General features: G+C 65.2%; 22 protein-coding genes and 1 pseudogene. 11 read left to right on the top strand and 12 right to left on the bottom strand.

Annotation, left to right across the window (positions count from 1 at the left end; all coding sequences use genetic code 11):
• Positions 1–15 precede the first annotated feature (15 nt).
• The 4 genes from ACQUQO_RS05270 to ACQUQO_RS05255 all read left to right on the top strand — a co-directional run bounded on the left by ACQUQO_RS05270 (position 16) and on the right by ACQUQO_RS05255 (position 2,821).
• Positions 16–207 (top strand): DUF7312 domain-containing protein, encoded by a 192-nt coding sequence (locus ACQUQO_RS05270; RefSeq protein ID WP_435076915.1) that lies wholly within the window; start codon positions 16–18, stop codon positions 205–207.
• Between the two features lie 143 nt (positions 208–350).
• The gene (locus ACQUQO_RS05265; protein WP_435076914.1) at positions 351–947 is read left to right on the top strand and encodes an NfeD family protein; all 597 of its coding nucleotides are present in this window, start codon (positions 351–353) and stop codon (positions 945–947) included.
• Between the two features lie 45 nt (positions 948–992).
• The gene (locus ACQUQO_RS05260) at positions 993–2,180 is read left to right on the top strand and encodes an SPFH domain-containing protein (protein ID WP_435076913.1); all 1,188 of its coding nucleotides are present in this window, start codon (positions 993–995) and stop codon (positions 2,178–2,180) included.
• 44 nt (positions 2,181–2,224) lie between these two features.
• Entirely contained in the window at positions 2,225–2,821 is a 597-nt protein-coding gene (locus ACQUQO_RS05255) for a winged helix-turn-helix transcriptional regulator (protein ID WP_435076912.1), read from the top strand.
• Here the strand turns inward: ACQUQO_RS05255 and ACQUQO_RS05250 are convergent, their stop codons facing one another.
• Complete coding sequence (locus ACQUQO_RS05250) at positions 2,822–3,061, bottom strand: DUF7123 family protein (RefSeq protein WP_435076911.1); 240 nt, start codon at positions 3,059–3,061, stop codon at positions 2,822–2,824. It abuts the gene before it with no gap.
• A gap of 214 nt (positions 3,062–3,275) precedes the next feature.
• On the opposite strand from ACQUQO_RS05250, the gene ACQUQO_RS05245 reads away from it, so the two are divergent.
• Entirely contained in the window at positions 3,276–3,674 is a 399-nt protein-coding gene (locus ACQUQO_RS05245) for a TRAM domain-containing protein (protein WP_435076910.1), read from the top strand.
• A gap of 330 nt (positions 3,675–4,004) precedes the next feature.
• Here the strand turns inward: ACQUQO_RS05245 and ACQUQO_RS05240 are convergent, their stop codons facing one another.
• The 3 genes from ACQUQO_RS05240 to ACQUQO_RS05230 are packed head-to-tail and all read right to left on the bottom strand — an operon-like array spanning position 4,005 to position 5,775.
• Entirely contained in the window at positions 4,005–4,670 is a 666-nt protein-coding gene (locus ACQUQO_RS05240) for a YkgJ family cysteine cluster protein (protein WP_435076909.1), read from the bottom strand.
• A gap of 36 nt (positions 4,671–4,706) precedes the next feature.
• Positions 4,707–5,468: an MBL fold metallo-hydrolase gene (locus ACQUQO_RS05235; RefSeq protein ID WP_435076908.1), complete on the bottom strand. Its 762-nt coding sequence runs from the start codon at positions 5,466–5,468 to the stop codon at positions 4,707–4,709.
• 34 nt (positions 5,469–5,502) lie between these two features.
• The gene (locus ACQUQO_RS05230) at positions 5,503–5,775 is read right to left on the bottom strand and encodes a MarR family transcriptional regulator (RefSeq protein WP_435076907.1); all 273 of its coding nucleotides are present in this window, start codon (positions 5,773–5,775) and stop codon (positions 5,503–5,505) included.
• Between the two features lie 134 nt (positions 5,776–5,909).
• Between ACQUQO_RS05230 and ACQUQO_RS05225 the strand changes: the two genes are divergently transcribed.
• The 4 genes from ACQUQO_RS05225 (at position 5,910) to thsA (ending at position 10,124) form a co-directional block, all read left to right on the top strand.
• Positions 5,910–6,317, top strand: a complete 408-nt coding sequence (locus tag ACQUQO_RS05225) for a pyridoxamine 5'-phosphate oxidase family protein (protein ID WP_435076906.1) — start codon at positions 5,910–5,912, stop codon at positions 6,315–6,317.
• A gap of 49 nt (positions 6,318–6,366) precedes the next feature.
• Positions 6,367–7,077: a class I SAM-dependent methyltransferase gene (locus tag ACQUQO_RS05220; protein ID WP_435076905.1), complete on the top strand. Its 711-nt coding sequence runs from the start codon at positions 6,367–6,369 to the stop codon at positions 7,075–7,077.
• Between the two features lie 355 nt (positions 7,078–7,432).
• Entirely contained in the window at positions 7,433–8,416 is a 984-nt protein-coding gene (locus ACQUQO_RS05215; RefSeq protein ID WP_435076904.1) for a glycosyltransferase, read from the top strand.
• A 148-nt stretch (positions 8,417–8,564) separates the two neighbouring features.
• Positions 8,565–10,124 carry a thermosome subunit alpha gene (gene thsA, locus ACQUQO_RS05210; RefSeq protein WP_435077111.1) on the top strand — a complete coding sequence of 520 codons (1,560 nt, stop codon included), beginning with the start codon at positions 8,565–8,567 and terminating at the stop codon, positions 10,122–10,124.
• Positions 10,125–10,160: 36 nt separating this feature from the next.
• Here thsA and ACQUQO_RS05205 read toward each other — a convergent pair whose 3' ends face one another.
• Positions 10,161–10,925 (bottom strand): SAM hydrolase/SAM-dependent halogenase family protein, encoded by a 765-nt coding sequence (locus ACQUQO_RS05205; protein WP_435077110.1) that lies wholly within the window; start codon positions 10,923–10,925, stop codon positions 10,161–10,163.
• Between the two features lies 1 nt (position 10,926).
• Entirely contained in the window at positions 10,927–11,481 is a 555-nt protein-coding gene (locus ACQUQO_RS05200; protein ID WP_435076902.1) for a nicotinamide-nucleotide adenylyltransferase, read from the bottom strand.
• 168 nt (positions 11,482–11,649) lie between these two features.
• Here ACQUQO_RS05200 and lonB point away from each other — a divergent pair, with 168 nt between their 5' ends.
• Entirely contained in the window at positions 11,650–13,686 is a 2,037-nt protein-coding gene (gene lonB / locus ACQUQO_RS05195) for an ATP-dependent protease LonB (protein ID WP_435076901.1), read from the top strand.
• The gene (locus ACQUQO_RS05190; RefSeq protein WP_435076900.1) at positions 13,686–14,429 is read left to right on the top strand and encodes a CPBP family intramembrane glutamic endopeptidase; all 744 of its coding nucleotides are present in this window, start codon (positions 13,686–13,688) and stop codon (positions 14,427–14,429) included. Before lonB ends, ACQUQO_RS05190 begins: the two co-directional genes overlap by 1 nt.
• Here the strand turns inward: ACQUQO_RS05190 and ACQUQO_RS05185 are convergent.
• The 6 genes and pseudogenes from ACQUQO_RS05185 to ACQUQO_RS05160 form a co-directional block, all read right to left on the bottom strand.
• On the bottom strand, positions 14,426–15,667 hold the full coding sequence (locus ACQUQO_RS05185; protein ID WP_435076899.1) for a CaiB/BaiF CoA transferase family protein: 1,242 nt from the start codon (positions 15,665–15,667) through the stop codon (positions 14,426–14,428). The two genes, ACQUQO_RS05190 and ACQUQO_RS05185, sit on opposite strands and share 4 nt — an antisense overlap.
• Entirely contained in the window at positions 15,664–17,295 is a 1,632-nt protein-coding gene (locus tag ACQUQO_RS05180) for a thiamine pyrophosphate-binding protein (protein ID WP_435076898.1), read from the bottom strand. The genes ACQUQO_RS05185 and ACQUQO_RS05180 overlap by 4 nt, the downstream gene beginning before the upstream one ends.
• 36 nt (positions 17,296–17,331) lie before the next feature.
• Positions 17,332–18,249: an ABC transporter ATP-binding protein gene (locus tag ACQUQO_RS05175; protein ID WP_435076897.1), complete on the bottom strand. Its 918-nt coding sequence runs from the start codon at positions 18,247–18,249 to the stop codon at positions 17,332–17,334.
• A gap of 135 nt (positions 18,250–18,384) precedes the next feature.
• On the bottom strand, positions 18,385–19,494 hold the full coding sequence (locus tag ACQUQO_RS05170) for a FecCD family ABC transporter permease (protein ID WP_435076896.1): 1,110 nt from the start codon (positions 19,492–19,494) through the stop codon (positions 18,385–18,387).
• 15 nt (positions 19,495–19,509) lie between these two features.
• Positions 19,510–20,676, bottom strand: a complete 1,167-nt coding sequence (locus ACQUQO_RS05165; protein WP_435076894.1) for an ABC transporter substrate-binding protein — start codon at positions 20,674–20,676, stop codon at positions 19,510–19,512.
• 67 nt (positions 20,677–20,743) lie between these two features.
• Positions 20,744–21,406 (bottom strand): annotated as a pseudogene (locus ACQUQO_RS05160) (ABC transporter substrate-binding protein); the annotation flags it as partial.
• Between the last annotated feature and the right edge of the window lie 75 nt (positions 21,407–21,481).

Here is a 21,481-nt window from a genome sequence, read left to right as displayed (position 1 = left end):
AACCGACGAACGGGTATGGCGGACGATTGGAAATACGCCGTCGAGGACTTCGAGGACGGCGACGAGAGTACGGACGAAGGACGCGCGACCGATGTCTTCGGCGAGGGCGGTCCGGGCGACCTCGAACCGGGCTCGCCCTCGTTCGAGAACGCTGTCTTCGTGTTGGTCGGCATCGCCATCGCGCTGGTGGTCGTCCTCGGTATCTAATACTGTCGGACAGAACTGATCGAGAACCCGCTACACGAAAATTCTCTCGTTGTCGTGGATTCTCGAAATCCGACCTTCACGCATTTCTGTCCGACAGTATAACACACCCAACAGTTAATCCCGCTGCGGGCTAACGGATGACCATGACGCTGGCACTCGGTGGCTCGCTTTCGGCCGCCCCGGTCCTCCAGATGGCCGACCTCCTCTTGGAGCAGCTGCCGCTGGTGCTCGTCGTCGCCGGTCTCGGATTGATGGGTGCCGAGGCGCTCGCGCCCGGCGCGCACTTCGTCGTGCTCGGGGTCGCGCTGCTGTTCGCCGGACTGGTCGGGCTGGTCCTCGGGAGTTTTCTCGGGCCGGTCGTGCTCGCGGTCGTCCTCTCGGTGCTCGTGCTCGCAAGCGGCGCGGGAGCCTTCTATGGCTACCGCGAACTCGACCTCTATGGCGGGAAAGGAGCCGGCAAGACGAGCGATTCGGCCGCCCTCAAGGGTAAAACTGGACACGTGACCGAGCGCGTAACCCGCACTGGTGGCGAGGTGAAACTCGATGCGGGCGGGTTCAACCCCTACTACAGCGCCCGCGCGCTCGACGGCGAGATTCCCGAAGGCGAACCCGTGATGGTGACCGACCCCGGCGGCGGCAACGTCCTCACCGTCGAGGCGCTTTCGACTGTGGAGGACGACATCGACCGCGCGCTCGCCCGCGGCCGCGAAACCGACGACCCCGAACGCGAAACCGCCTGACTCTCGGCCGAAGTCTTATGTTCCCAACATCCGAACTCAAGATAGATGACACTCGTTCCGCTACAGGCCCTCGCGTTCGCCCCTGCCATCGTGGTGTTGTTGGTCCTGGCGCTTGCGATAATCACCGTCTACAGCGCCATCGAAATCGTCAACGCCTACGAGAAGCGCGCGCTGACAGTATTGGGCGACTACCGCAAGCTCCTCGAACCCGGCATCAACTTCGTGCCACCCTTCGTCAACAAGACCTACCCGTTCGATATGCGGACCCAGACCCTCGACGTTCCCCGACAGGAAGCCATCACGCGCGACAATTCACCGGTGACGGCGGACGCGGTGGTCTACATCAAGGTGATGGACGCGAAGAAGGCCTTCCTCGAAGTCGATGACTACAAACGCGCGGTCTCGAACCTCGCCCAGACGACGCTGCGGGCAGTCTTGGGTGACATGGACTTGGACGACACGCTGAGCAAGCGCCAGGAGATCAACGGCCGCATCCGGAAGGACCTGGACGAGCCGACCGACGAGTGGGGCGTCCGCGTCGAATCGGTCGAAGTACGGGAAGTCAACCCCTCGGCGGACGTCCAGCAGGCGATGGAACAACAGACGAGCGCCGAACGCAAACGCCGGGCGATGATCCTCGAAGCACAGGGTGAACGCCGCAGCGCCGTCGAGAGCGCCGAAGGTGAGAAACAATCGAACATCATCCGCGCACAGGGTGAAAAGCAGAGCCAGATACTCGAAGCGCAGGGTGATGCGGTTTCGACAGTGTTGAGAGCGAAATCAGCCGAGTCGATGGGCGAGCGCGCGGTCATCGACAAGGGAATGGAGACGCTCGAATCCATCGGTCAGGGCGAGTCGACGACGTTCGTCCTGCCACAGGAACTCTCCTCAATGCTCGGCCGGTACGGCAAACATCTGACCGGCAGCGACGTCAAGGAGGACGGTCAGGACCTCGACAGTCTGGACTTCGACGAGGAGACGCGCGAACTCATCGGTCTCGACGACATCGACGAGATCATCGGCAACATCGACCAGGAGGCCGAACTCGACGTTGAGGAGATGGAACAGGAGGCCGAAGCCATCAAGACCGGTGAAGCGACCACTGATATCCAAGACCCCGACGAAGTCATCGCCGAGATGGACGCCGACGAGAGCATCGAGGGCAGCAAATCGATGGAGGGACCATCGGTCACGGACGAGGACGAGGGCGAACTCGAACCGGAGACGAACTGAGTCGGGCCGAAGGGGTTTTACGGTCGTTTCCCGCATGGTGAGCAATGGGCGACCGCGAGGTCGATGAGGAACGGCGGGCGACGCTCCGGCGAGTCGCCGCGCTGGGGGCGGTCGGACCGTTCGCCAGCCTCGCCGAGGACGACAGCGAGGTTCGGGAGTCCATCGCGGGCTATCTCGCGGCCACGCCGGGCGCACACTTCTCGAAGATCCGCGACGACCTCGAACTGGCCACCGGCGAGACCCAACACCACCTCAAGCGACTCGAACGGCAGGGAACGGTCGAGAGCCACCGCGACGGTGATTATCGACGGTACTTCCCGGCCCGCGAGTTCGACGACTTCGAGCGAGTCGCCCTCGGCTTCCTCCGCCGCGAGACGCCACGGGGAATGGTCATCGCGTTACTGCGGGACAGCGAACCGAGTGCGAGCGAGCTCGCCACCAAGCTGGGGGTGTCGCGGCCGACGGTGAGCAAACACGCCGCCGACCTCGACACGGCGGGCCTGCTCGAACGCGAGGGCGGCTACACGCTCGTGCGCCCGGAACGCCTGTTGACGCTGCTGGTGGGGTATGCCGACTCCTTCGACGCCGCAGCGGTCGAGTTCGCCCGCGAGGCCGACCGACTCATCAGCGTCGAGTCGTGACTACTGGGTAACCTTCCACGTCGTGCTGGAGGAGTACCCCCACTTCTCGACCGAGAGCACTCCGTCCATGTTCCGGATGGCGTTCATGTTCGTCCCGACCTCCTTCGGGGATAGCCCGAGCGCATCGCCGATGAGCCGGGATTTGAAGTAGGTCTGCGTGTCGGCGTGCTCGCGGAGATAGTCGAGAATGCGGCGCTGTTTCTCGCTGAGTGCTGGCATCGTCGCGGTGCGTGCGGCCATACCTGGTCCAACGCAAGCGCCACACATAGTGAGTTTGGTGTGATAGGGTAATTCGTGCGCTGTCGGCCGATTTCGTCTGTTTTCACGAGTCCAGCCATCCCACAGTCACCCGTCAGCGTCCGTTCGAATCGGCGAGTAGTATGGATGGGTACGACGCGAGCGGGCGGTAGGTCTTTATTTCTCGGCCACAGTAACCGGGATGGAGGACTACGTGATGGAAATCTCTGATAAGCTCCTGTGTCTGTTCAACGCCGACGTCACCGAATCCGAGGACACCTACACCGTCGAGGTGCCGCGCCGCGAGGTCGAGACCGGTTCGATAGAGCCGGGCGAGACCTATCGGGTGGCGCTCGTCTCGCGCGAACCGACCGAGGAAGCGAGCAGCTCGCGCTCGCGGCCGAGCACGCCCTCCTCGGAGCCACAGCCACCGGTGGACATCGGCGAGATGCGCTACGTCGAGGTCGAGGACATCGGCAAACAGGGCGACGGCATCGCCCGCGTCGAACGTGGCTACGTCATCATCGTCCCCGGTGCCGAGATCGGCGAGCGCGTCAAGGTCGAAGTCACCGAGGTGAAATCGAACTTCGCGGTGGGCGAAATCATCGAACAGTAGTACCTTTTTACTGCGGGAATCGCGCGCCTCCGGCGCGCTCAACCCCTTGCAAAAAGCTACGGTGAAAACTCCCGCTCGCAAACCGCGCGAGCGGTGTTCTCGTGAACGACCGCAGGGAGTGAGCGAGAGCCAGAGAGACGCGAAGCGTCTCTCGTGAACCGCGCTCGCTTCGTTCGCGCGGATGCCGACACTCTCCGCAACCGCCCTGCAAACCGCACAGCACCGCGGAAGCCCTCGCTCACTCCGTTCGCTCGCCCTTCATCCGCCAAGGAACCGCAGCCACACCGCCGCTGCCGCAACCGCCAACCGCACCGCTGGCGCGGCCGGCAGCTAGTCGTCAATCGACGTTCCGTCCGGGCGTTTCGCGCCCTCGGAGTCGTGGACGACGACTTCGCCGATATCGGGATTCGTGGGTTCGTAGCGCTCGCTGACGGCGATGGCCTCTTCGAGTTCCCGAATCGCCCGCTCTTTGAGCGCACCGGCCAGCTCCTCGGCGTCGTCCCGACCCATGTCGCGCCCGAGACCCTCACACTCGTGGGCGCGCACGCTTCCCACTCGGTCGACTGCCTCGCCCATCGGCTGATTCGTCCCATCGAGCGCGACGCTGAACGGATAGGTCCGGCAGATGAGCGGTCGGTCCTCGTGGACGGTACACGCCCCGACGCCGTCTTCCTCGGCGTAGAAGGTGCAATCGCCGCAGCCATCGGTTTCGAGCGCCCACTCGAAGGTCTCGCCCTCCACACCATCCGGGCCGTCATTCAATCCATAGGGCATCGGCCGGGCGACATCTCTCCAGTCGTAGTCGGTGGTGTCCTGCAACTCGCGCACCTCGTCGGGGAACACCGTCGCGGTGTGCTCTTCGCGTCCGTCCGCACTCTCCGCCGCCTTGCAGCAGGCCCCACAGCGCGTACACTCGAAGCCGATGTCCTCGATGGCGTCGGCCAGCATCCCCGTATCGAGGTCGCGCGCACGGGCGAGTTCGTCCTCGAAGCTCACAGCCTCACTCGTGTCCGCCCCGCAAAAAGGCCGTCGTCAGATACTCGCGCGCTCGCCGTCCCATTCGACTCGCCCCTCGACGGCGAGCTTTTCGAGGTGGGCTTCGACCGTGCGCTCGGCCAGTTTTCGTACTCCCGAGAGGTCCTTCCCGTAAGCTCTGTCTGTTATCGCAGCGACCGTCCGCGCGCCCTCGCGTACCGCCCGCAGCACCGCCCGCTCGCGGCGCAATCGGTGGGAAATCAGTCGTTCCACCACACCCCGAGGTTCGTCGATGACCGGGCCGTGGCCCGGATACAGCCGCGTCGGATTCCGGGCGTGGAGCCGGCGGAGTGCGGTGAGATAGCCACGCATATCCCCGTCGTCACTCCCCACGACGACGCTGCCCTCCGCGACCGCGAGGTCACCGACCAGCATCCCTCCATCGGCGGTGAGCGCGACGTGGTCGGGTGCGTGCCCCGGCGTTGCGAGCACCTCGACGGTTCCATCGTCGGTCTCGATGCGGGTTCCCGGCCCGAACAGCCGGTCCGGGGAAACGCCGGTCGCGCGCTCGAAACGTTCCTCGTAGCCGGCGCGCGCCCAGACGGTCGCGCGGTCGGCGTAGGCGGCGACGCCGCCCACGTGGTCGGGATGGGTGTGGGTCACGAGCAGGTGTTCGACGTCGTCGAGCGCCCCATCGAGCGGTGGTGTTTCTGCCGCCGGGTCGACGAGCAGCGCGTGCTCGTGCCCGATGAGATAGGTGTTCGTCTCGCCGCCGGGTGCGGCCGTCCTCACAGAAACGGGGATTTGCGTCGGGTTCACACCGGCAAACGTCGGTCGCGGGTGAAAAGAACGGTTACTGGTTCAGGAAGTAGACCTGCTTTCTCGCGTCGCGGAAGCTGTAGCGCGAGCCGACGAGGTCGTCGTCTTCGAGCCTGTTGAGCGCGTAGCGCACGGTTCTATCGGGCAGGAGCGATTCGTCGGCGAGCTGGCCCTGTGAGAGCGGCGTCTCGGATTCGAGCACCTTGGCGACGAGCTTCGCGCTCGGTGGTAGTTCGCGCAGACGTTCGCGGAACTCGGTCTCGCTGAGCGGGTCGTCGGGCTGTGAGCGGTCCGTGGTAGCACTCATATCCACTCCTCGCCGATACGCCGTGGTAAAACTTGCCCATGTATGCGAATGTATACTATCATCGCATGAGTGAATACATACGTCCTTATATTTCACGGCACAACCGCTTTTCCCGTGGCCGGTCTGGTGGGGATATGGAATCGATACCCGAGGAGTACCACGACCTCTTCGAGCGCGAGACGTTCGCACACTTCGCCACGATGATGCCCGATGGCACGCCACAGGTGACGCCGGTATGGGTCGATTACGACGTCGATGCCAATCGCGTGCTCGTCAACACCGCCCGCGGCCGGCGAAAGGAGAAGAACGTGAGTCGAAACCCGAAGGTGAGCCTCTCGATGGTCGACCCCGAGAACCCCTATCGGTTCGTCTCGGTTCGCGGTGAGGTCGACGAACTCACCGAGGAGGGTGCGGTCGAGCACATCAACGCCCTCGCTCGGCGCTACATGGACGTCGAGGAGTATCCCGGTCTCGACGACGAGGAGGGCGCACGGGTCCAGATTCGCATCCGGCCCGCGGCGGTCGCCGCCGGGCAGGGATAGCGCCGTATATCCGTACGGTTTTATTCCTCGGCGGAAAACCGCCGGTAGCGTGAAGGGACAGGAGTGGTATCAGACCGCCGAGGTCGCCGAGGAATACGACTCGAAGCGCTTTTCCGATGGGGGGCGACTCATCGACGAGCGCGAGAAGGAGGCCGTGCTCTCGGCAGTCGGACCCGTCGAGGACAAACACGTCCTCGAAATCGCCTGCGGGACGGGCCGATTCACGACGATGCTCGCCCAGCGCGGCGCGGACATCGTGGGACTCGACATCTCGCCCGCCATGTTGCAGGAGGGTCGCAAGAAATCCCACGCGGCTGGCGTCGCCGACCACCTCGAATTCATGCGCGGCGACGCCGCCCGACTGCCCTTTCCCGACGACCACTTCGAGACCGTGATCGCGATGCGGTTTTTCCATCTCGCCGACACCCCTGCCTCGTTCCTCGCCGAGATGCGCCGCGTCGCGCGCGAGCAGGTCGTCTTCGACACCTTCCGGCGGTTCAGCACCCGCAGCATCTACAACTGGCTGCTCCCGATGGGGTCGCGGCTGTACGCCCGCGTCGAAATCGAGCAGCTGCTCGACGGCGCTGGGCTGCAACTGGCCGGCGAGGAACACGATTTCTTCTTCCCGTACGGACTCTACCGGCAACTCCCTGACGTGATGGCCAACCGCGTGCGCGAACTCGACGAGGCCGTCATCGAGTCGCCGGTCGGCGAGTACGTGGCGTCGGTCTCGTACTGGGATACGCGGCTCAAGGAGTAGTCGACATATCGTGGGGTGCTGTGGCGCGCGGGAACGCGCGAAGTCGTTCGAAAGGCGCGAGCGCCTTTCGTGATGACGAGAGAGCGAAGCTCTCTCGAACCACGCGTGACCCGCGCGAGAGACGACTGAGCGAGCGTAGTGAGCGAAGGAATCGGCTGGGGAGGTGTGTGGTGGCCGCGGAGTGGGCAAGCAGTCGTGCCGTGAGCGAACGAAGCGAGCGAGCGGGCCGAGGAACCTCCGAAGGAGGTGACGAGGCTTTTGGTCCAGGTTTTGCGAGGGAGCGAGAGAGCCGGAGGCGAACGAGCGACCGTAGCAAAAGGTGGGTTTTTATGCCGAGCCGGTCTACCGACTCGGTATGCAGCTCTCGGTGGTCGTGCCGACGCTCAACGGTCGGACACAGCTCGCGGCGTGTCTCGACGCGCTCGCCGCGACGACCCCCGAGAGCGAGGTCGTGGTGGTGAACGGCCCCTCCGCGGACGGCACCACGGGGATGGTCCGCGAGCGCACGGACGTCGACGTCCTCGTCGAGGTCGCCGCCCGCAACCTCAACGTGGCGCGCAACGCCGGTATCGAACACGCGACCGGCGAACACGTCGCGTTCGTCGGCTACGACAAAACAATCGAACCGGGCTGGGTGGACGCGCTCGCGGCGGGCTTCGACGCCGGTAGCCGTGCCGGCGGTCGTGCGCACACCGTCGCCGAGGGGTATCCGCCACGCGACGGCGAGCGGGTCGGTGCCGTCACCGGACCGACACGGCGCGGGAACGAGGAGAGCGCGCCCGAATCGCGGACCATCGCGGGGCGGGAAGTGACCTACTTCGACGGCTCGAACGTGGCGTTCACCCGCGCGGCACTCGCGGATGCCGACGGGTTCGACGAGTACCTCGTGACGGGTGGTGCGCGCGACCTCGCCCATCGACTCGCCGCGCGCGAGTACGGCGTCCGCTGGGACGAGGGGATGGCCGTCGGCGATGGCGTCGAGCGCGACGTGGCGTCCGTCCCGCGAGCGATCTCGGACGGCGGCCGGACCGAGCACGACTGGCACTGGAAGTACCGCGCGCTCGCCTATCGCCTCGTCAAAAACTATGGGTTTCGGCCGACGACCGCCCGACGACTCTTCTCGCATGCGGGTCGGGACGCCCTCGCGGGCTTTGCTGGCGTCGTCCGCGGCGAGGCGACTCCGACGAACTGGGTCGGAAACGGCCGGGACGTCCTCTCGGGCAGTTTTCACGGGAACGGCTCGGGACTGGCCGCGCGCTGGCGCTCACGCGACCGACGCAACCCGAACGGGCTCTCCTCGCGGTCGGACCGCGCGGTCGCAGTCTACGACTGGCGCTGATTCGTCGAGTGATAAGCGCTCGCGTCGGTCGACGTGTGCCAGAGCGTACCGCTCGCGTCCGGCGCTTCTCCGATTCCGAGTAGCAGCTTTTATATAGAACCGCAAACGACCCACTGGTGAGGAATCCATTATGGCACAGCAACAGCGCATGGGTGGACAGCCGATGTTCATCCTGAGCGACGATTCGGAGCGCACACGAGGAAAGGACGCACAGAGTTCGAACATCGCGGCCGGCAAGGCCGTCTCGGAGTCCGTCCGGACGACCCTCGGCCCGCGAGGCATGGACAAGATGCTCGTCTCGGACGCCGGCGACGTCGTCATCACCAACGACGGCGCGACCATCCTCGGCGAGATGGACATCGAGCATCCCGCCGCTCAGATGATCGTCGAGGTCGCCGAGACCCAGGAGGACGAGGTCGGCGACGGGACGACCACGGCGGCGGTCCTCGCCGGTCAACTGCTCGCCAAGGCAGAAAACCTCCTCGACGACGACGTACACCCGACCACCATCGTCGAGGGCTATCACGAGGCCGCACAGCTCGCCCACGAGGCCGTCGACGACCTCGTGCTCGACGAGACGGTCGACGACGAACTCCTCCGGGGCGTCGCCAAGACCTCGATGACCGGCAAGGGCACCGGCGACGTCGGTGCCGAAGCGCTCGCCGACACGGTTGTCGAGGGGATTCGACAGGTCGAGGGCGACGGCGTGGCGCGCAACGACATCACCGTCCGCACCCAGACGGGCGCGAGTTCGAGCGCCACCGAGCTGGTCGAGGGCGTCATCTCCGAGGAGGAGCCGGTCCGCGAGGACATGCCGACGACTGTGGAGGACGCCTCGATTGCGGTGCTCGACGTCGAGTTCGATATCCGCGAATCGAACGTCGATGCCGAATACGATGTCCAGAGCGTCGATCAGTTGAACGCCGCCATCGACGCCGAGGAAGGTCAATTCAAGCAGTATGCCGACACACTCGCCGACCTCGATGTCGACGTGGCCTTCGTCACCGAGAGCATCGACGACCGCGCGGCCGCCTACCTCGCGGAAGAGGGCGTGCTGGCCTTCGAGAGCGTCGATGATGACGAGGCCAAATCAATCACGCAGGCCACCGGCGCGAGCCGCGTCGGGGCCATCGACGACCTCGAAACGGACGATCTGGGCAACGCCGAGCGCGTCAGCGTCGAGTCCTTCGCCGAGGACGACCTCGTCTTCATCGAGGGCGGCGCGGCCGCCGAGTCCGTGACGGTCTTCGCCCGCGGCGGCACCGAACACGTCACCGACGAACTCGAACGGGCGCTCCACGACGGGCTCGACGTCGTGACCGCCGCGCTCGATTCGGGCGGGGTGGTCCCCGGCGGCGGGGCAAGCGAGGTCGCCATCGCCGCCCACATCCGCGACCAAGCCGCGAGCATCGAGGGGCGTCGTCAGCTCGCCGTCGAGGCCTTCGCCGATGCGGTCGACGTGCTCCCGCGCACGCTCGCCGAGAACACCGGCATGGACGCCATCGACGCCCTCGTCGAGCTGCGAAGCCGCCACGACAGCGAAGGGCGGGCCGGCATCACCAGCGAGGGACAGACAGGAACCGTCGCTGACCCCGTCGAGGCCGGCGTGTTCGATCCCGTTGCTGTGAAACACGAGGCGGTCGAGAGCGCGACCGAGGCCGCGACGATGATCGCCCGCATCGACGACGTCATCTCCGCGGACAACTGACACAGCACCCTCGATTTTTGCGTCCGCGAGCGCTGCTCACTCGAACGACAACCGAACGGTATCGCCCACCGCGACACCGAAATCGCGCTCGCCACGGCCGCGATTGACCGCGAGTTCCACGTTTTCGTGACTCCCAACCGTGACGAGCCGTTCGCCGGGTTCGACGTGAGCGTACGACCGCGCGACCCGTATCGATTCGCCGTTCACTGCGACCGTGCCGCCGAATCGCCCCTTCAGCACCCGTCCCGGAACGTTCGTGATGGCGTTGCCGAACCCATCGACGACGAGCACCTCGCCCGCAATCGCGTCGTCTCGGTACTCGGGGTCGGAAAAACGAAATTCCTCGATGTCATCGACGGGCGTACAGCGGTCGAGGTCCGCGATGTTCTCGATACCCGCCTCGTGGACGGCGGCGGCCGCCGGGGCGAACACGTCTCGTCCGTGAAACGTCGAGCTTTCGGCGTCGCCGTCCTCGATTGCGAACGCTGCGATGTCGCCGCCATCGGCGAGTCGCCGGGCCGCCGGGACGAGCACACCGTTATCCGGTCCCACGAAAGCGTGGTCGCCCGCGCGCACGACGAGCGCCGCGCGGTCGGTACCGACGCCGGGGTCGACCACGACGAGATGCACACTGGAGGGAAAGTACGGCAGGACCTCCCGCAGCCAGAACGCCGCCGTGCGGACATCCTGTCGGGGAAAGTCATGGCTGACGTCGACCAGTCGCGCGTCCGTCTTCGAGAGGAGCACGCCCTTCATGGCGGCCGGGTAGGGCGTACCGAAATCGGAACTCAGCGTGAGCATGCTATTCGGGGTCGGCGGTGTCCGAGCGGTGCGGTCGGCGGTCGGGGGCACCGTCGGTCTCGCTCACCCGCTGGAGGCGCTCGATGCCGTCGATCTCCTCGACGATATCGACGACGGCGCTCGGGAGGAGTTCCTCCCAGCCCTCGTCGTCTATCATGCGCTCGCGGATTTCGGTTCCCTCCAGCTTCTCGCGTTCGAACATCGGCGACTGGCGCACCTCGACGCCCGCCTCCGAGAACAGCTGAATCACCAAGGGATTGTTCGAGTAGGCGATGTCGAACGCCGGCGACATGCTCTGGACGTGAGACACCCAGACGGCGTTCCTGTCGAGGTCCTCGATGGGCACCGGATAGATGACCAGTTCAGCGCCTTCGAGCGCTTTTGTTATCATCATGATACGCTCGCCGGCAGTGAAGGGATCGTGGCGCGTGTGTGAGTCGTCGGCGCTGCCGATGCCGAGGACGAGTTCGTCGACCTCGCCGGCGATGCGTTCGACCATGTGGTGGTGGCCGTCGTGGTAGGGCTGGAAGCGACCGATGTAAAACCCCCGCGTCATGTCCGTACCCGCGCCCCGCACATATATAAATCCGTTCGGTCGGCGGCGAGCGACGAATTGCAGCTCAGAGGACCTCATGCCAGTGGTTTTGGCACCGCGTGGTTGGCATCGGAGGGGAGAAAGTATATCAGTAAACGTGCCCTCTTCCCTACTGTTAGAGACAGTCATATGAGCAACGACACCGACACCGACGACGCGTTCCCGACCGAGTCCGAGGTCGACTCGGACGCGGAATCGGGGGCCGAGACGAACGTGCCGTCAGGGGAGGAACTCGGCAGCGACGTCGCCGAGGAAGCCATCATCGAGGGCCAAGAGGACGACCTGCTCGGCGGGCTGGATATCGAATCGACCGCCGACATCGAGATTCCGGAGCGACTCGTCGACCAGGTCATCGGTCAGGACCACGCCCGCGACGTGGTGATGAAAGCCGCAAAGCAACGCCGCCACGTCATGATGATCGGCACGCCCGGTACCGGGAAGTCGATGCTGGCGAAGGCGATGAGCCAGCTCCTGCCCAAAGAGGACCTGCAAGACGTCCTCGTCTATCACAATCCCGACGACGGCAACGAGCCGAAAGTCCGCACCGTACCAGGGGGAAAGGGCAAACAGATAATCGAGGCCCACAAGGAGGAAGCCCAAAAGCGCAACCAGATGCGCCAGTTCCTGATGTGGATCATCATCGCCATCGTGCTGGGCTACTCGCTCATCTTCGCCCAGCAGGTGCTCCTCGGGATTCTGGCGGCCGGCGTCATCTACATCGCGTTCAAATACAGTTCGCAAAGTACCGACGCGATGATTCCGAACCTGCTCATCGATTCGTCCGATACGCAGACCGCGCCATTCAAGGACGCGACGGGTGCCCACGCCGGCGCGCTGCTCGGCGACGTCCGCCACGACCCGTTCCAGTCGGGTGGGATGGAAACGCCGAGCCACGACCGCGTCGAGTCGGGCGCGATTCACGAGGCCAACAAGGGCGTGCTGTTCCTCGACGAGATCAACACGCTCGACATCCGCTCCCAGCAGAAACTGATGACGGCGATTCAGGAGGGGGAGTTCTCGATTACTGGCCAGTCCGAGCGCTCCTCGGGCGCGATGGTCCAGACCGAACCCGTCCCCACGGACTTCGTCATGGTCGCCGCCGGGAACCTCGACGCGATGGAGAACATGCATCCGGCGCTGCGCTCGCGCATCAAGGGCTACGGCTACGAGGTGTACATGGACGACACCATCGAGGACGAGCCGGAGATGCGCCGCAAATACGCGAGATTCGTCGCCCAAGAGGTCGACAAGGACGGCCGGCTGCCACACTTCACGCGCGAGGCCGTCGAGGAGATGATCCTCGAAGCCCAGCGCCGTGCGGGCCGGAAGGGACATCTGACGCTCAAGATGCGCGACCTCGGTGGGCTTGTGCGCGTGGCGGGCGACATCGCCCGCGCAGCCGACAAGGAGTTCACCGAACGCGAGGACGTCTTGGAGGCGAAAAACCGCTCGCGCTCCATCGAACAGCAGCTCGCCGATACGTTCATCGAGCGCCGCAAGGACTACGAGATGACCGTCGCACAGGGTGACGTCGTCGGCCGCATCAACGGACTCGCCGTGATGGGTGAGGATTCGGGTATCGTCCTCCCGGTGATGGCCGAGGTCACGCCTTCGCAGGGTCCCGGTGGGGTCATCGCCACCGGCCAGCTCAAGGAGATGGCCGAGGAGGCCGTGCAAAACGTGTCGGCCATCATCAAGAAGTTCTCCGACGAGAACATCTCGGAGAAGGACATCCACATCCAGTTCGTCCAAACCGGTCAGCAGGGCGTCGACGGCGACTCGGCCTCCATCACGGTAGCCGCCGCGGTCATCAGTGCGCTGGAGGATGTCCCTGTGGACCAGAACCTCGCCATGACCGGCTCGCTGTCGGTCCGGGGTGACGTGCTGCCCGTCGGTGGCGTGACCCACAAGATCGAGGCCGCAGCCAAAGCCGGTCTCGAACGGGTCATCATCCCGGCCGCGAACGAACAGGACGTGATGATCGAAGACGAGTACAAGGACCAGATAGAGGTCATTCCGGTCTCGCACATCAGCGAGGTGCTCGAAGTCGCTCTTGCTGGTGAGGGCGAGAAGGACGGGCTGGTCGAGCGCCTGAAATCCATTACCGGACAGGCGCTCGACCGACAGGTCGGCCAACAGGGCACCGGCAGCCCCAGCCCCCAATAGTGGCCCGGTGGGCGGTCTTCGCGGGGCTGACCGCCCTCGTTGTTTTCCTCTTGCTCGCGCTCGCGCGCGTTTCGCAGGTGACGAGCCGCGAGACCGTCGCGGAAACACAAACGGATGCGTCCGAGCGCCCGGAGCCAGCACGCCACCCGGAGGGCGAACCGGCATCGCTGTCGACCGGGCTACTGCTTGCAAACGTCGCGCTCTCGCAGGGACTGTTTCTCGTCGTGCTGCTCGGTAGCGCGTGGTATGCCCGGATTCCGCTCTCGGCACTCGGCGCGACGCCGGCGAACTGGCTGGGAGAACTCGCCGTCGGGGGCGCGCTCGGCATCGGACTGTATCTCGTCAACGAACTCGGCTCGCGCGCGGCCGAAGCGGTCGGTATCGAGGTACCCGACGGACTGCGCGAGTCGCTCGCACCCGATTCGATGGTGGGGTGGGTCGTCCTCCTCGCCGTCGTCTTGCCCACCATCGCCGTCTTCGAGGAGTTCCTCTTCCGGGCGGCACTCGTCGGCGCGTTCTCGACCGGCTTTTCGCTCTCGCCGTGGCTTCTGGCCCTGCTCTCGTCGGTAGCCTTTGCGCTCGGCCACGGCGCACAGGGCGCGCTCGGCATGGTCGTCACCGGCGGGCTGGGGTTCGTGCTCGCGAGCGCGTTCATCGTGACCGGGAGCCTGCTCGTGGTGGTCGTCGCTCACTACCTCATCAACGCGCTCGAATTCGCCGTCAACGAGGGTTCGCTTGGCTAATCGTCGAACGGTGCGACGGCATCGGCGTCGATCAACGCTCGAATCGTCGCATCGTCGTAGCCCGCCTCGGCGAGCAGTTCCGTAGTGTGCTCGCCGAGGCGAGGCGGGTAGTGGCGTATCGTCGTCGGCGTCCCCGAGAAGTGCATCGGGCTGCCCGGCATTGCGACGGTCCCTGCAGTGGGGTGCTCGATTTCCCGGTGCATATCGCGTGCCTGCACCTGTGGCGTCTCGAAGACGTCGGCCATGTCGTGGACGTCGCTCGCGGGCACGTCGTACTCGTCGAACAGGGCGAGCAGCTCGTCGGTCGCGTACTCGACGAGCTCGTCGGCCAGCAGGGAATCGAGCGCCTCCCGATTCGCCACCCGGTCTTCGTTGGTTGCGAATCGGGTATCGTCGGTCAGGTCCTCGCGGTCGAGCGCCGCACAGAAGTTCGCCCAGAGGTTCTCCGAACCGACCGCGACGACGACGTAACCGTCTGCGGTTTCGAAGGCCTGATACGGCACAATCGTCGGATGTTTGCTGCCCATCCTCGTGGGTGGGTCCCCGGTGGCGAAGTAGTTCGACGCCATGTACGTCATCCACGCTACCTGCCCGTCGAACAGGCTGATATCGATTTTCTGCCCTTCCGTACTCCCGAGTTCGCGTTCGAGCAGCGCCGCCAGAATCCCTTGTGTGGCGTACATCCCCGCGCCGATGTCGGCGATGGCGACGCCGACGCGGACGGGTGTCCGGCCTTCCTCACCGGTGATGCTCATCAGCCCGCCCTCCGCCTGCATGATGATGTCGTAGGCCGGGCGGTGGCTGTCGGGACCCCACTCGCCGTAGCCCGAAATCGAACAGTAGACGAGATTTGGATTTCCCTCGTGGAGGTCCGCGTAGCCGAGGTTCCAGTCGTCCATCTTCCCCACCCGGAAGTTCTCGACGAGCACGTCGGCCTCGCGGGCGAGCGTGCGGAACACCTCACGACCCTCTTCGGCGGCGAGGTTCAGCGCAATCGAGCGCTTGTTCCGATTGATACTCATGTAATATGCGCTTTCGTCAGAATCGCCGTAGCTCGGTGGCTGCCAGCTCCGCGTCTGGTCGCCGGTGTGTGGGCGCTCGACCTTGATGACCTCCGCACCGAGGTCGCCCAACTGCATCGTACAGAACGGCCCGGCGAGCACGCGCGAGGCATCCAACACCGTGAGGCCATCGAGCGGTCCGTCGTCTCCGTCGGCCTCGCGTGCTTCGCCGGTCATCGTCCCTCCATGAACGCGCTCGCCTGTGGCTCATCGGAGTCCGTGCGAACTTCGACCAACACTGGCTCGTCGCGCGCAACGGCCTCGGCAACGCGCTCTTCGAGGTCCGCCACGTCCTCGGCCCGCAGGGCGGTCATGCCCATCCCCTCGGCGACAGTCGGAAAGTCGATAGCGGCCGATGGCCAGCCGTAGGCTCCCGATTCGAGACCGTAGCTCCGTTCGGCCTCCTCGCTGATGATGGCGTAGTCGTCGTTGTTGAACACCACGACGGTTATCGGGAGGTCCTCCGCGACGGCGGTGTGGAGTTCGTGGACCGCCATCATCAGCCCGCCGTCGCCACAGAGCGCCAGCACTGGTTTTTCGGGATTGGCCAACTGCGCGCCGATGGCGGCGGGCAGCCCCGTGCCCATCGTCGCCCACGAGCCGGGGTTGACGTAGCGGCGCGGGCCGCAGGCCTCGAAGACGTTGAGCGCCCACACTCGGAAACCGCCCGCGTCGGCGCTCACGACGGTTTCGTCGGGAATCGCGCGGCGAATCGCTCGGAGGCAGGCGACCGATGTCGGCGGTTCACGGTCGCAGAGGTCGGCGATGCGCTCGTCGTAGGCACTCCTGACGGCTGCGACTTCTTCGGCTCCGTCCCAGCCCGCCGCATCCCCATCGAGATTGCTCGCCAGCGCGTCGAGGGTCGCACGTGCATCGGCGACGATGGCAACAGTGGGACTGTAGCCGGTGCCGATGTCGTTCGCGTCGAGCGTGACGTGGATGAGGTCGTCGGGCAGCGGTGCCGAGAAATTCCGGGTGGCGACGGCATCGAGGTCCGAGCCGACGACGAGCGCGGCGTCCGCCGTATCGAGCCGGTCTTCGAGTTCCGGGCTGGCGCTGCCCGAGAGCGTCCCCAGCCGGAGCGGATGGTCCCCACTTACGACGCCCTTTCCCTTGTAGGTCGTCACGACCGGCGCGCTCAGGGTCTCGGCGACCGATTCGAGTTTCGCGGTGGCCCCCGAAGCTCTGACGCCACCGCCGACGACGATGATTGGCTTGTCCGCCCCGTCGAGCACCCCGGCCGCCTCGGCGACATCGTCGGGCCGAGTGATGGACGTGGTGTCGTACTCGCCCGGCGACGCAACCGCCACGTCCTGTGTGAGGAAATTTTTCGGGATGCCGACTCGCACCGGACCTTTCGGTGGCGTCTCCGCGACCGCAATCGCGCGGTCGAGTTCGGCGGCGGCCGCCTCGGGTGTTTCGACCAGCAGATTCTCCTTCACGACGTTGTCGTAGGTGTCCGGCGGCGTCTCGTGGATGGCGTCGCCGCCGCGGCGTTCGGGTTCGGTCTCGATGGCGATGTGGAGAAGGGGCGTACAGTCGTTTTTGGCGTTCTTCAGCCCGTTCATCGCGTTCATGTCACCCGGACCGGGAACGACGATGGTCGCCGCCGGTCGGCCGCTCGTCTCGGCGTAGCCCCACGCCTGCTGGGTAACGGCGGTCTCGTGGCGCGCGACGACGTATCGGACGTCCGCCGCACGGTCGATGCCGTCGTTCAGCGGGAGCGACTGCTTGCCGGGAATCCCGAAGACGGTATCGATACCGTTCGCTCGCAGACGCTCGACGACGGCGGTGCTGACGTGCATGATAAATCCACCGCGTCCGGGGATAAAAACCGTCCCTTAGCCCATCGAGTCCGACTGGTCGTCGTGAACCGCACGATGGGGCGTGATTCGCGGGCCGCGCGCCCCCGGTTCGACGGTCGCCGAAACGCCGAACACCTCCCGCAGGAGACCCTCGGTGACGATTTCGTCCGGCGGGCCGCGCGCGTAGATGTCGCCGTCATCGAGTGCGAGCATGTACTCGGCGTACCGGGCGGCCTGATTGATGTCGTGGAGGACGAGTACCACAGTCACGTCGCTGTCGGTCCGCAGCCGCTCGATGATGTCCATCACTTCGAGTTGATGGTGGAGGTCGAGGAACGTCGTCGGCTCGTCCAACAGGAGGACCTCGGTCTCTTGGGCGAGCACCATCGCGATCCACACGAGCTGTTTCTGGCCGCCGCTCAACTCGCCGAGGTCCCGGTCGCGGAGGTGCTCGACGCCGGCGAGCGAGAGGGCGCGCTCGACGGCCGCCTCGTCCTCCTCGGTGCGCGACTCGAAGACGCCACGGTGGGGATAGCGCCCGTGCATGACGAGGTCTTCGACCGAAAGGCTCGCTGGCGAGGCGTTTTCCTGTGCGAGCAAGCCGAGCTTCCGGGCGAGTTCCTTGCTTTCGAGGGACTGAACCGCCCGCCCATCGAGTCTGACGACGCCGGCCTCGGGTTCGAGTTGGTTGGCCAGTCCACGAAGCAGCGTGCTCTTGCCCGACCCGTTCGGACCCACGAGCGCCGTCACTCGATTTTTGGGTATCGACACCGATTCGCCGTCGATGACCGGTCGCTCACCTCCCGAATAGCCGAGCACCAGCTCCTCGGCGACCACCTCACAGTTGCGCTCGTCGCTCTCGGCGGGCGATTCGCCCCCACCTGCCAGCGGTCTCGACGAATCGCCCCGTTCGATGAGCGTTCCACCGTCGGCTACCGGCTCGTCATCGTTCATCGGCGCTCACCTCCGCTCAGCCGCTCGCCACCCGGTCCCGGCGAGGTCGTGTCGGGCCGAACGACGGGAGGAGTCGGCCTCATATCTATTTAGGCTACCCTAAAGCGGATAAGCGTTTCCGTTGCCAGCGGGTCGTCAGATTTCGCCAATGGAGCCTTTTTTCCGCATGAGATAGAGGAAATACGGGCCGCCGACGAGACCAGTCACGATGCCGACAGGAATCTGGACGGGGCTGAGCGCGAGGCGCGCACCGACGTCGGCGGCGACGACCAGCGCCGGGCCGGCGAACACGCAGCCGACGACCAGCCGCTTGTAGTCGCTGCCGACGATTGTCCGCACGATGTGGGGAACGATGAGTCCGACGAACCCGACGATACCCGCGACCGCGACGCTCGCGGCGGCGGCGACGATGGCGACGGCGGCAAGCGCGAACCGAACGCGCTCGACACTCATGCCGAGCGACCTCGCCGTCTGTTCGCCGAGGAGCAGGACGTTGAGCTGGCGAGCGCCGATGAGCGCCAAGCCGACGGCGACTATCGTCCACGGAAGGATTATCCTGACCTGTGCCCAGTCGGTGCCGGTCAGCGAGCCGGTCGTCCACGCGAGCGCCTCCTGGACCACCCCGAGGTCGTCGGCGAAGAAGAAGAGTCCCTGTTGGAGCGAGCGAAAGACCATATCGACGATGACGCCAGCGAGCACCAGTCTGACAGGGGAGGTCCCGCCCTGCCACGCGATGGCGTAGACGATGAGAAACGCAATCGCGCCGCCGACGGCGGCGAACAGCGGGACGAACGCGCTGAAACTGGAGAAAACGACGAGCGTGAGCAGGATGGCGAGTCCCGCGCCCGAACTCACGCCCAGGATGAAGGGGCTGGCGAGTTCGTTTCTGGTGACGGCCTGAAAGATGGCCCCCGAGACGGCGAGGTTCATCCCGACGAACGCGCCGACCAGCACTCGGGGAAGGCGGATGTTCCAGACGATGAGGCTTCGTCGTCCCATCTCGGGGATTTCGCCGCCGAGCAGGAACGCCGACAGCGCGTTCGGATTGAGGATGACGTCGGGGTTGAACACCGCAGCCCACGCCTGTGTGATCGACATCGAGTACGCGCCGAAGCTCACCTGCACGAGACCGGCGAGTACGACGATGGCGAGGCTGGCGAGACAGAGCGTCACGAGCGAACCATCGACCCACGCGAAACGACGGTCAGAGTCGACGGTGGCGTTGGGGTGTTCGTTGCCGGCCATATCAGAGGGGACTGGTCACGACGTCTTCCCTTGTACGATGTTGCCGACGCGACGGCGGTCGAAGAGTTCCTTCGAGACGCCATAGACCTGCTGCGCGGCGCGTTCGGTCAGCACGAGGTTCGCAATCGGTCCCTGATAGAGCGGCCCACCGCGATAGACATCGCCGTTCTTGACGGCGGTCAGCGCGCTGGCGACCTCGTGGTTTTGGAGGAACTGCACCACCGTGTTCTGGAACTGTTTGGCGGTCTGGTCCTCGTGACCGCGCAGGAGCAGTATCTCGGGGTCGATTTCGAGCAGCGTCTCGAAGTCGATTGACGCGCGCGAGCTGTGGAAGTCCTTCACGCTGGTCTCGGCGAGCGCGTCCCGAACCTTGAGGTCGCGCCACTGCTTGAAGCTCGTCCCCTTGTTGATGAGATAGGGCAGGAACGAATCGGGCTGGTTGCCCGAAGCCCACAGGATGGCGACCGCGGGACGTTTGTCATTCGGCGGGACGATACCCGACAGTTGTGACTGCATCTCCTCGTGGAGCGCACTGAACGCCTCGTAGCGGCCCTGCCGTTTGAACACCCGTGCGAGTTTGCCGAAGGCCTCGTAGAGGGTGTAGTACCGATAGCTCTCGTGCCAGCCGTACTGACGCGAGAAGATGCTGTTGGCGAAAAACGGGGCGACGTTCTGGGTGATTTCGTCGATGTCGGCCTGCTTCCAGCCCTTGGCGCGATTCAACAGGAAGTTCGGGTCCTGGACGTGGATGTCGCCGCCGAGTTGGTAGTACGCTTCCTTGCTCACGCCACCGCCGTCGCCGAACAGGCGCGTCATCCCGGATGTGTCCACCGAGAGACCGGGGATGTCGTCGTAATACTGGGTGTGGTAGCGCTCGGGCAGCCAGAGCGCCTTCGGCGGCTCGACGCCGAGCGCAGCGCCCATGTCCGCCCAACTGCCGTTGTTCGCCACCCACGTCTGCGGGACGCCCTCGAAGGTGACCTCACCCATCGGGGCCATCGAGACGCTGTAGGAACCACCCGTATCGGTTCCGCTCGCCGTCGTCGAGTCGGTGTCCGCCCCCGAACCCGCAGCAGTCGTCTCGCTACTGTTGCCGTCAGTCGCGTTCCCGCCGCCGGCACAACCGGCCAGCAGCGCACCGACCGTCGCCGTCGCACCGGTCAGGAAGCGTCGTCGTCGCATGTGGATTTAGGCTCGCCGAAAAGAGGTTAAAGCCTTCCGGTTTCGGCTCGCCTAAACAGGTGCAACGTTACGCGGTGCCGTTGATGATGCGTGCGAGCCTCCCGCGGTCGAACAGCTGGTCGTCGGCGGGAATCTCCGGATACGGATTGCCGCTCGTGTAGTCGGGCCACTCGCCGAACTGGTCGGGGTAGAGCTGTTTTGCGGTCATCTCCAGCTGGAAGAGGTTCATGATCGGTCCCTGATAGCGCATCCCGGACGGATAGAGACGGTCGTTTCGGATGGCGGCGAGTTTCCGTCCGGCCGGCTTGTTCGTGATGCGGTTTCGTACCTCGCTCAAATCGTGTTTCGAGGACATGCTCCAGAGGTGGAGAATCACGTCCGGGTCGGCTTCGAGCATGGCCTCGTAGCCGACTTCACCCCAGAGGCTCGACCATTCCTGTCGGGCGAAGGCGTCTCTGGCCCCAAGCGGACGGGTGTCGGCCAGCCAGTAGCCGGGCCGATTGAGATGGTAGGTGTAGAAGGCGCTGTTGTCCTCGTTGAGCGTGACACGGACGGCAGTCGGTCGCTCCTCCGTCGGCGGGAGGTTCGATTGAATCGTCGAGAGGACACTCGAATGCATCCTCTTGAGCTTCCGGTAGCGTTCCCGCTCTCGGAGCACCTGTGCAATCTTCTCGAACAAATCCCAGAGCGAATAGTATTGATAATTCTCCCGGTAGGACTGTGGCGGTTCTCGACTTGGCAACTCTTCTCTACGCTCGCTGACTGGTCAGCGAGCAGTAGGTAGTGATATCGAATAGCGGTTCCC

Source organism: Halococcus sp. AFM35 (genome assembly GCF_051195015.1).
Taxonomy (GTDB): Archaea; Halobacteriota; Halobacteria; order Halobacteriales; family Halococcaceae; genus Halococcus.
Note: the sequence above shows the minus strand (reverse complement) of the source record. Positions and strands in the feature narration are given on the sequence as shown.

Coding starts and splice junctions, on each gene's coding strand:
- ACQUQO_RS05270 (WP_435076915.1), top strand. CDS start 16: ATGGCGGACGATTGGAAATACGCCGTCGAGGACTTCGAGGACGGCGAC.
- ACQUQO_RS05265 (WP_435076914.1), top strand. CDS start 351: ATGACGCTGGCACTCGGTGGCTCGCTTTCGGCCGCCCCGGTCCTCCAG.
- ACQUQO_RS05260 (WP_435076913.1), top strand. CDS start 993: ATGACACTCGTTCCGCTACAGGCCCTCGCGTTCGCCCCTGCCATCGTG.
- ACQUQO_RS05255 (WP_435076912.1), top strand. CDS start 2,225: ATGGGCGACCGCGAGGTCGATGAGGAACGGCGGGCGACGCTCCGGCGA.
- ACQUQO_RS05250 (WP_435076911.1), bottom strand. CDS start 3,061: ATGGCCGCACGCACCGCGACGATGCCAGCACTCAGCGAGAAACAGCGC.
- ACQUQO_RS05245 (WP_435076910.1), top strand. CDS start 3,276: ATGGAAATCTCTGATAAGCTCCTGTGTCTGTTCAACGCCGACGTCACC.
- ACQUQO_RS05230 (WP_435076907.1), bottom strand. CDS start 5,775: ATGAGTGCTACCACGGACCGCTCACAGCCCGACGACCCGCTCAGCGAG.
- ACQUQO_RS05225 (WP_435076906.1), top strand. CDS start 5,910: ATGGAATCGATACCCGAGGAGTACCACGACCTCTTCGAGCGCGAGACG.
- ACQUQO_RS05215 (WP_435076904.1), top strand. CDS start 7,433: ATGCAGCTCTCGGTGGTCGTGCCGACGCTCAACGGTCGGACACAGCTC.
- thsA (WP_435077111.1), top strand. CDS start 8,565: ATGGGTGGACAGCCGATGTTCATCCTGAGCGACGATTCGGAGCGCACA.
- ACQUQO_RS05205 (WP_435077110.1), bottom strand. CDS start 10,925: ATGCTCACGCTGAGTTCCGATTTCGGTACGCCCTACCCGGCCGCCATG.
- ACQUQO_RS05200 (WP_435076902.1), bottom strand. CDS start 11,481: ATGACGCGGGGGTTTTACATCGGTCGCTTCCAGCCCTACCACGACGGC.
- lonB (WP_435076901.1), top strand. CDS start 11,650: ATGAGCAACGACACCGACACCGACGACGCGTTCCCGACCGAGTCCGAG.
- ACQUQO_RS05185 (WP_435076899.1), bottom strand. CDS start 15,667: ATGACCGGCGAAGCACGCGAGGCCGACGGAGACGACGGACCGCTCGAT.
- ACQUQO_RS05180 (WP_435076898.1), bottom strand. CDS start 17,295: ATGCACGTCAGCACCGCCGTCGTCGAGCGTCTGCGAGCGAACGGTATC.
- ACQUQO_RS05175 (WP_435076897.1), bottom strand. CDS start 18,249: ATGAACGATGACGAGCCGGTAGCCGACGGTGGAACGCTCATCGAACGG.
- ACQUQO_RS05170 (WP_435076896.1), bottom strand. CDS start 19,494: ATGGCCGGCAACGAACACCCCAACGCCACCGTCGACTCTGACCGTCGT.
- ACQUQO_RS05165 (WP_435076894.1), bottom strand. CDS start 20,676: ATGCGACGACGACGCTTCCTGACCGGTGCGACGGCGACGGTCGGTGCG.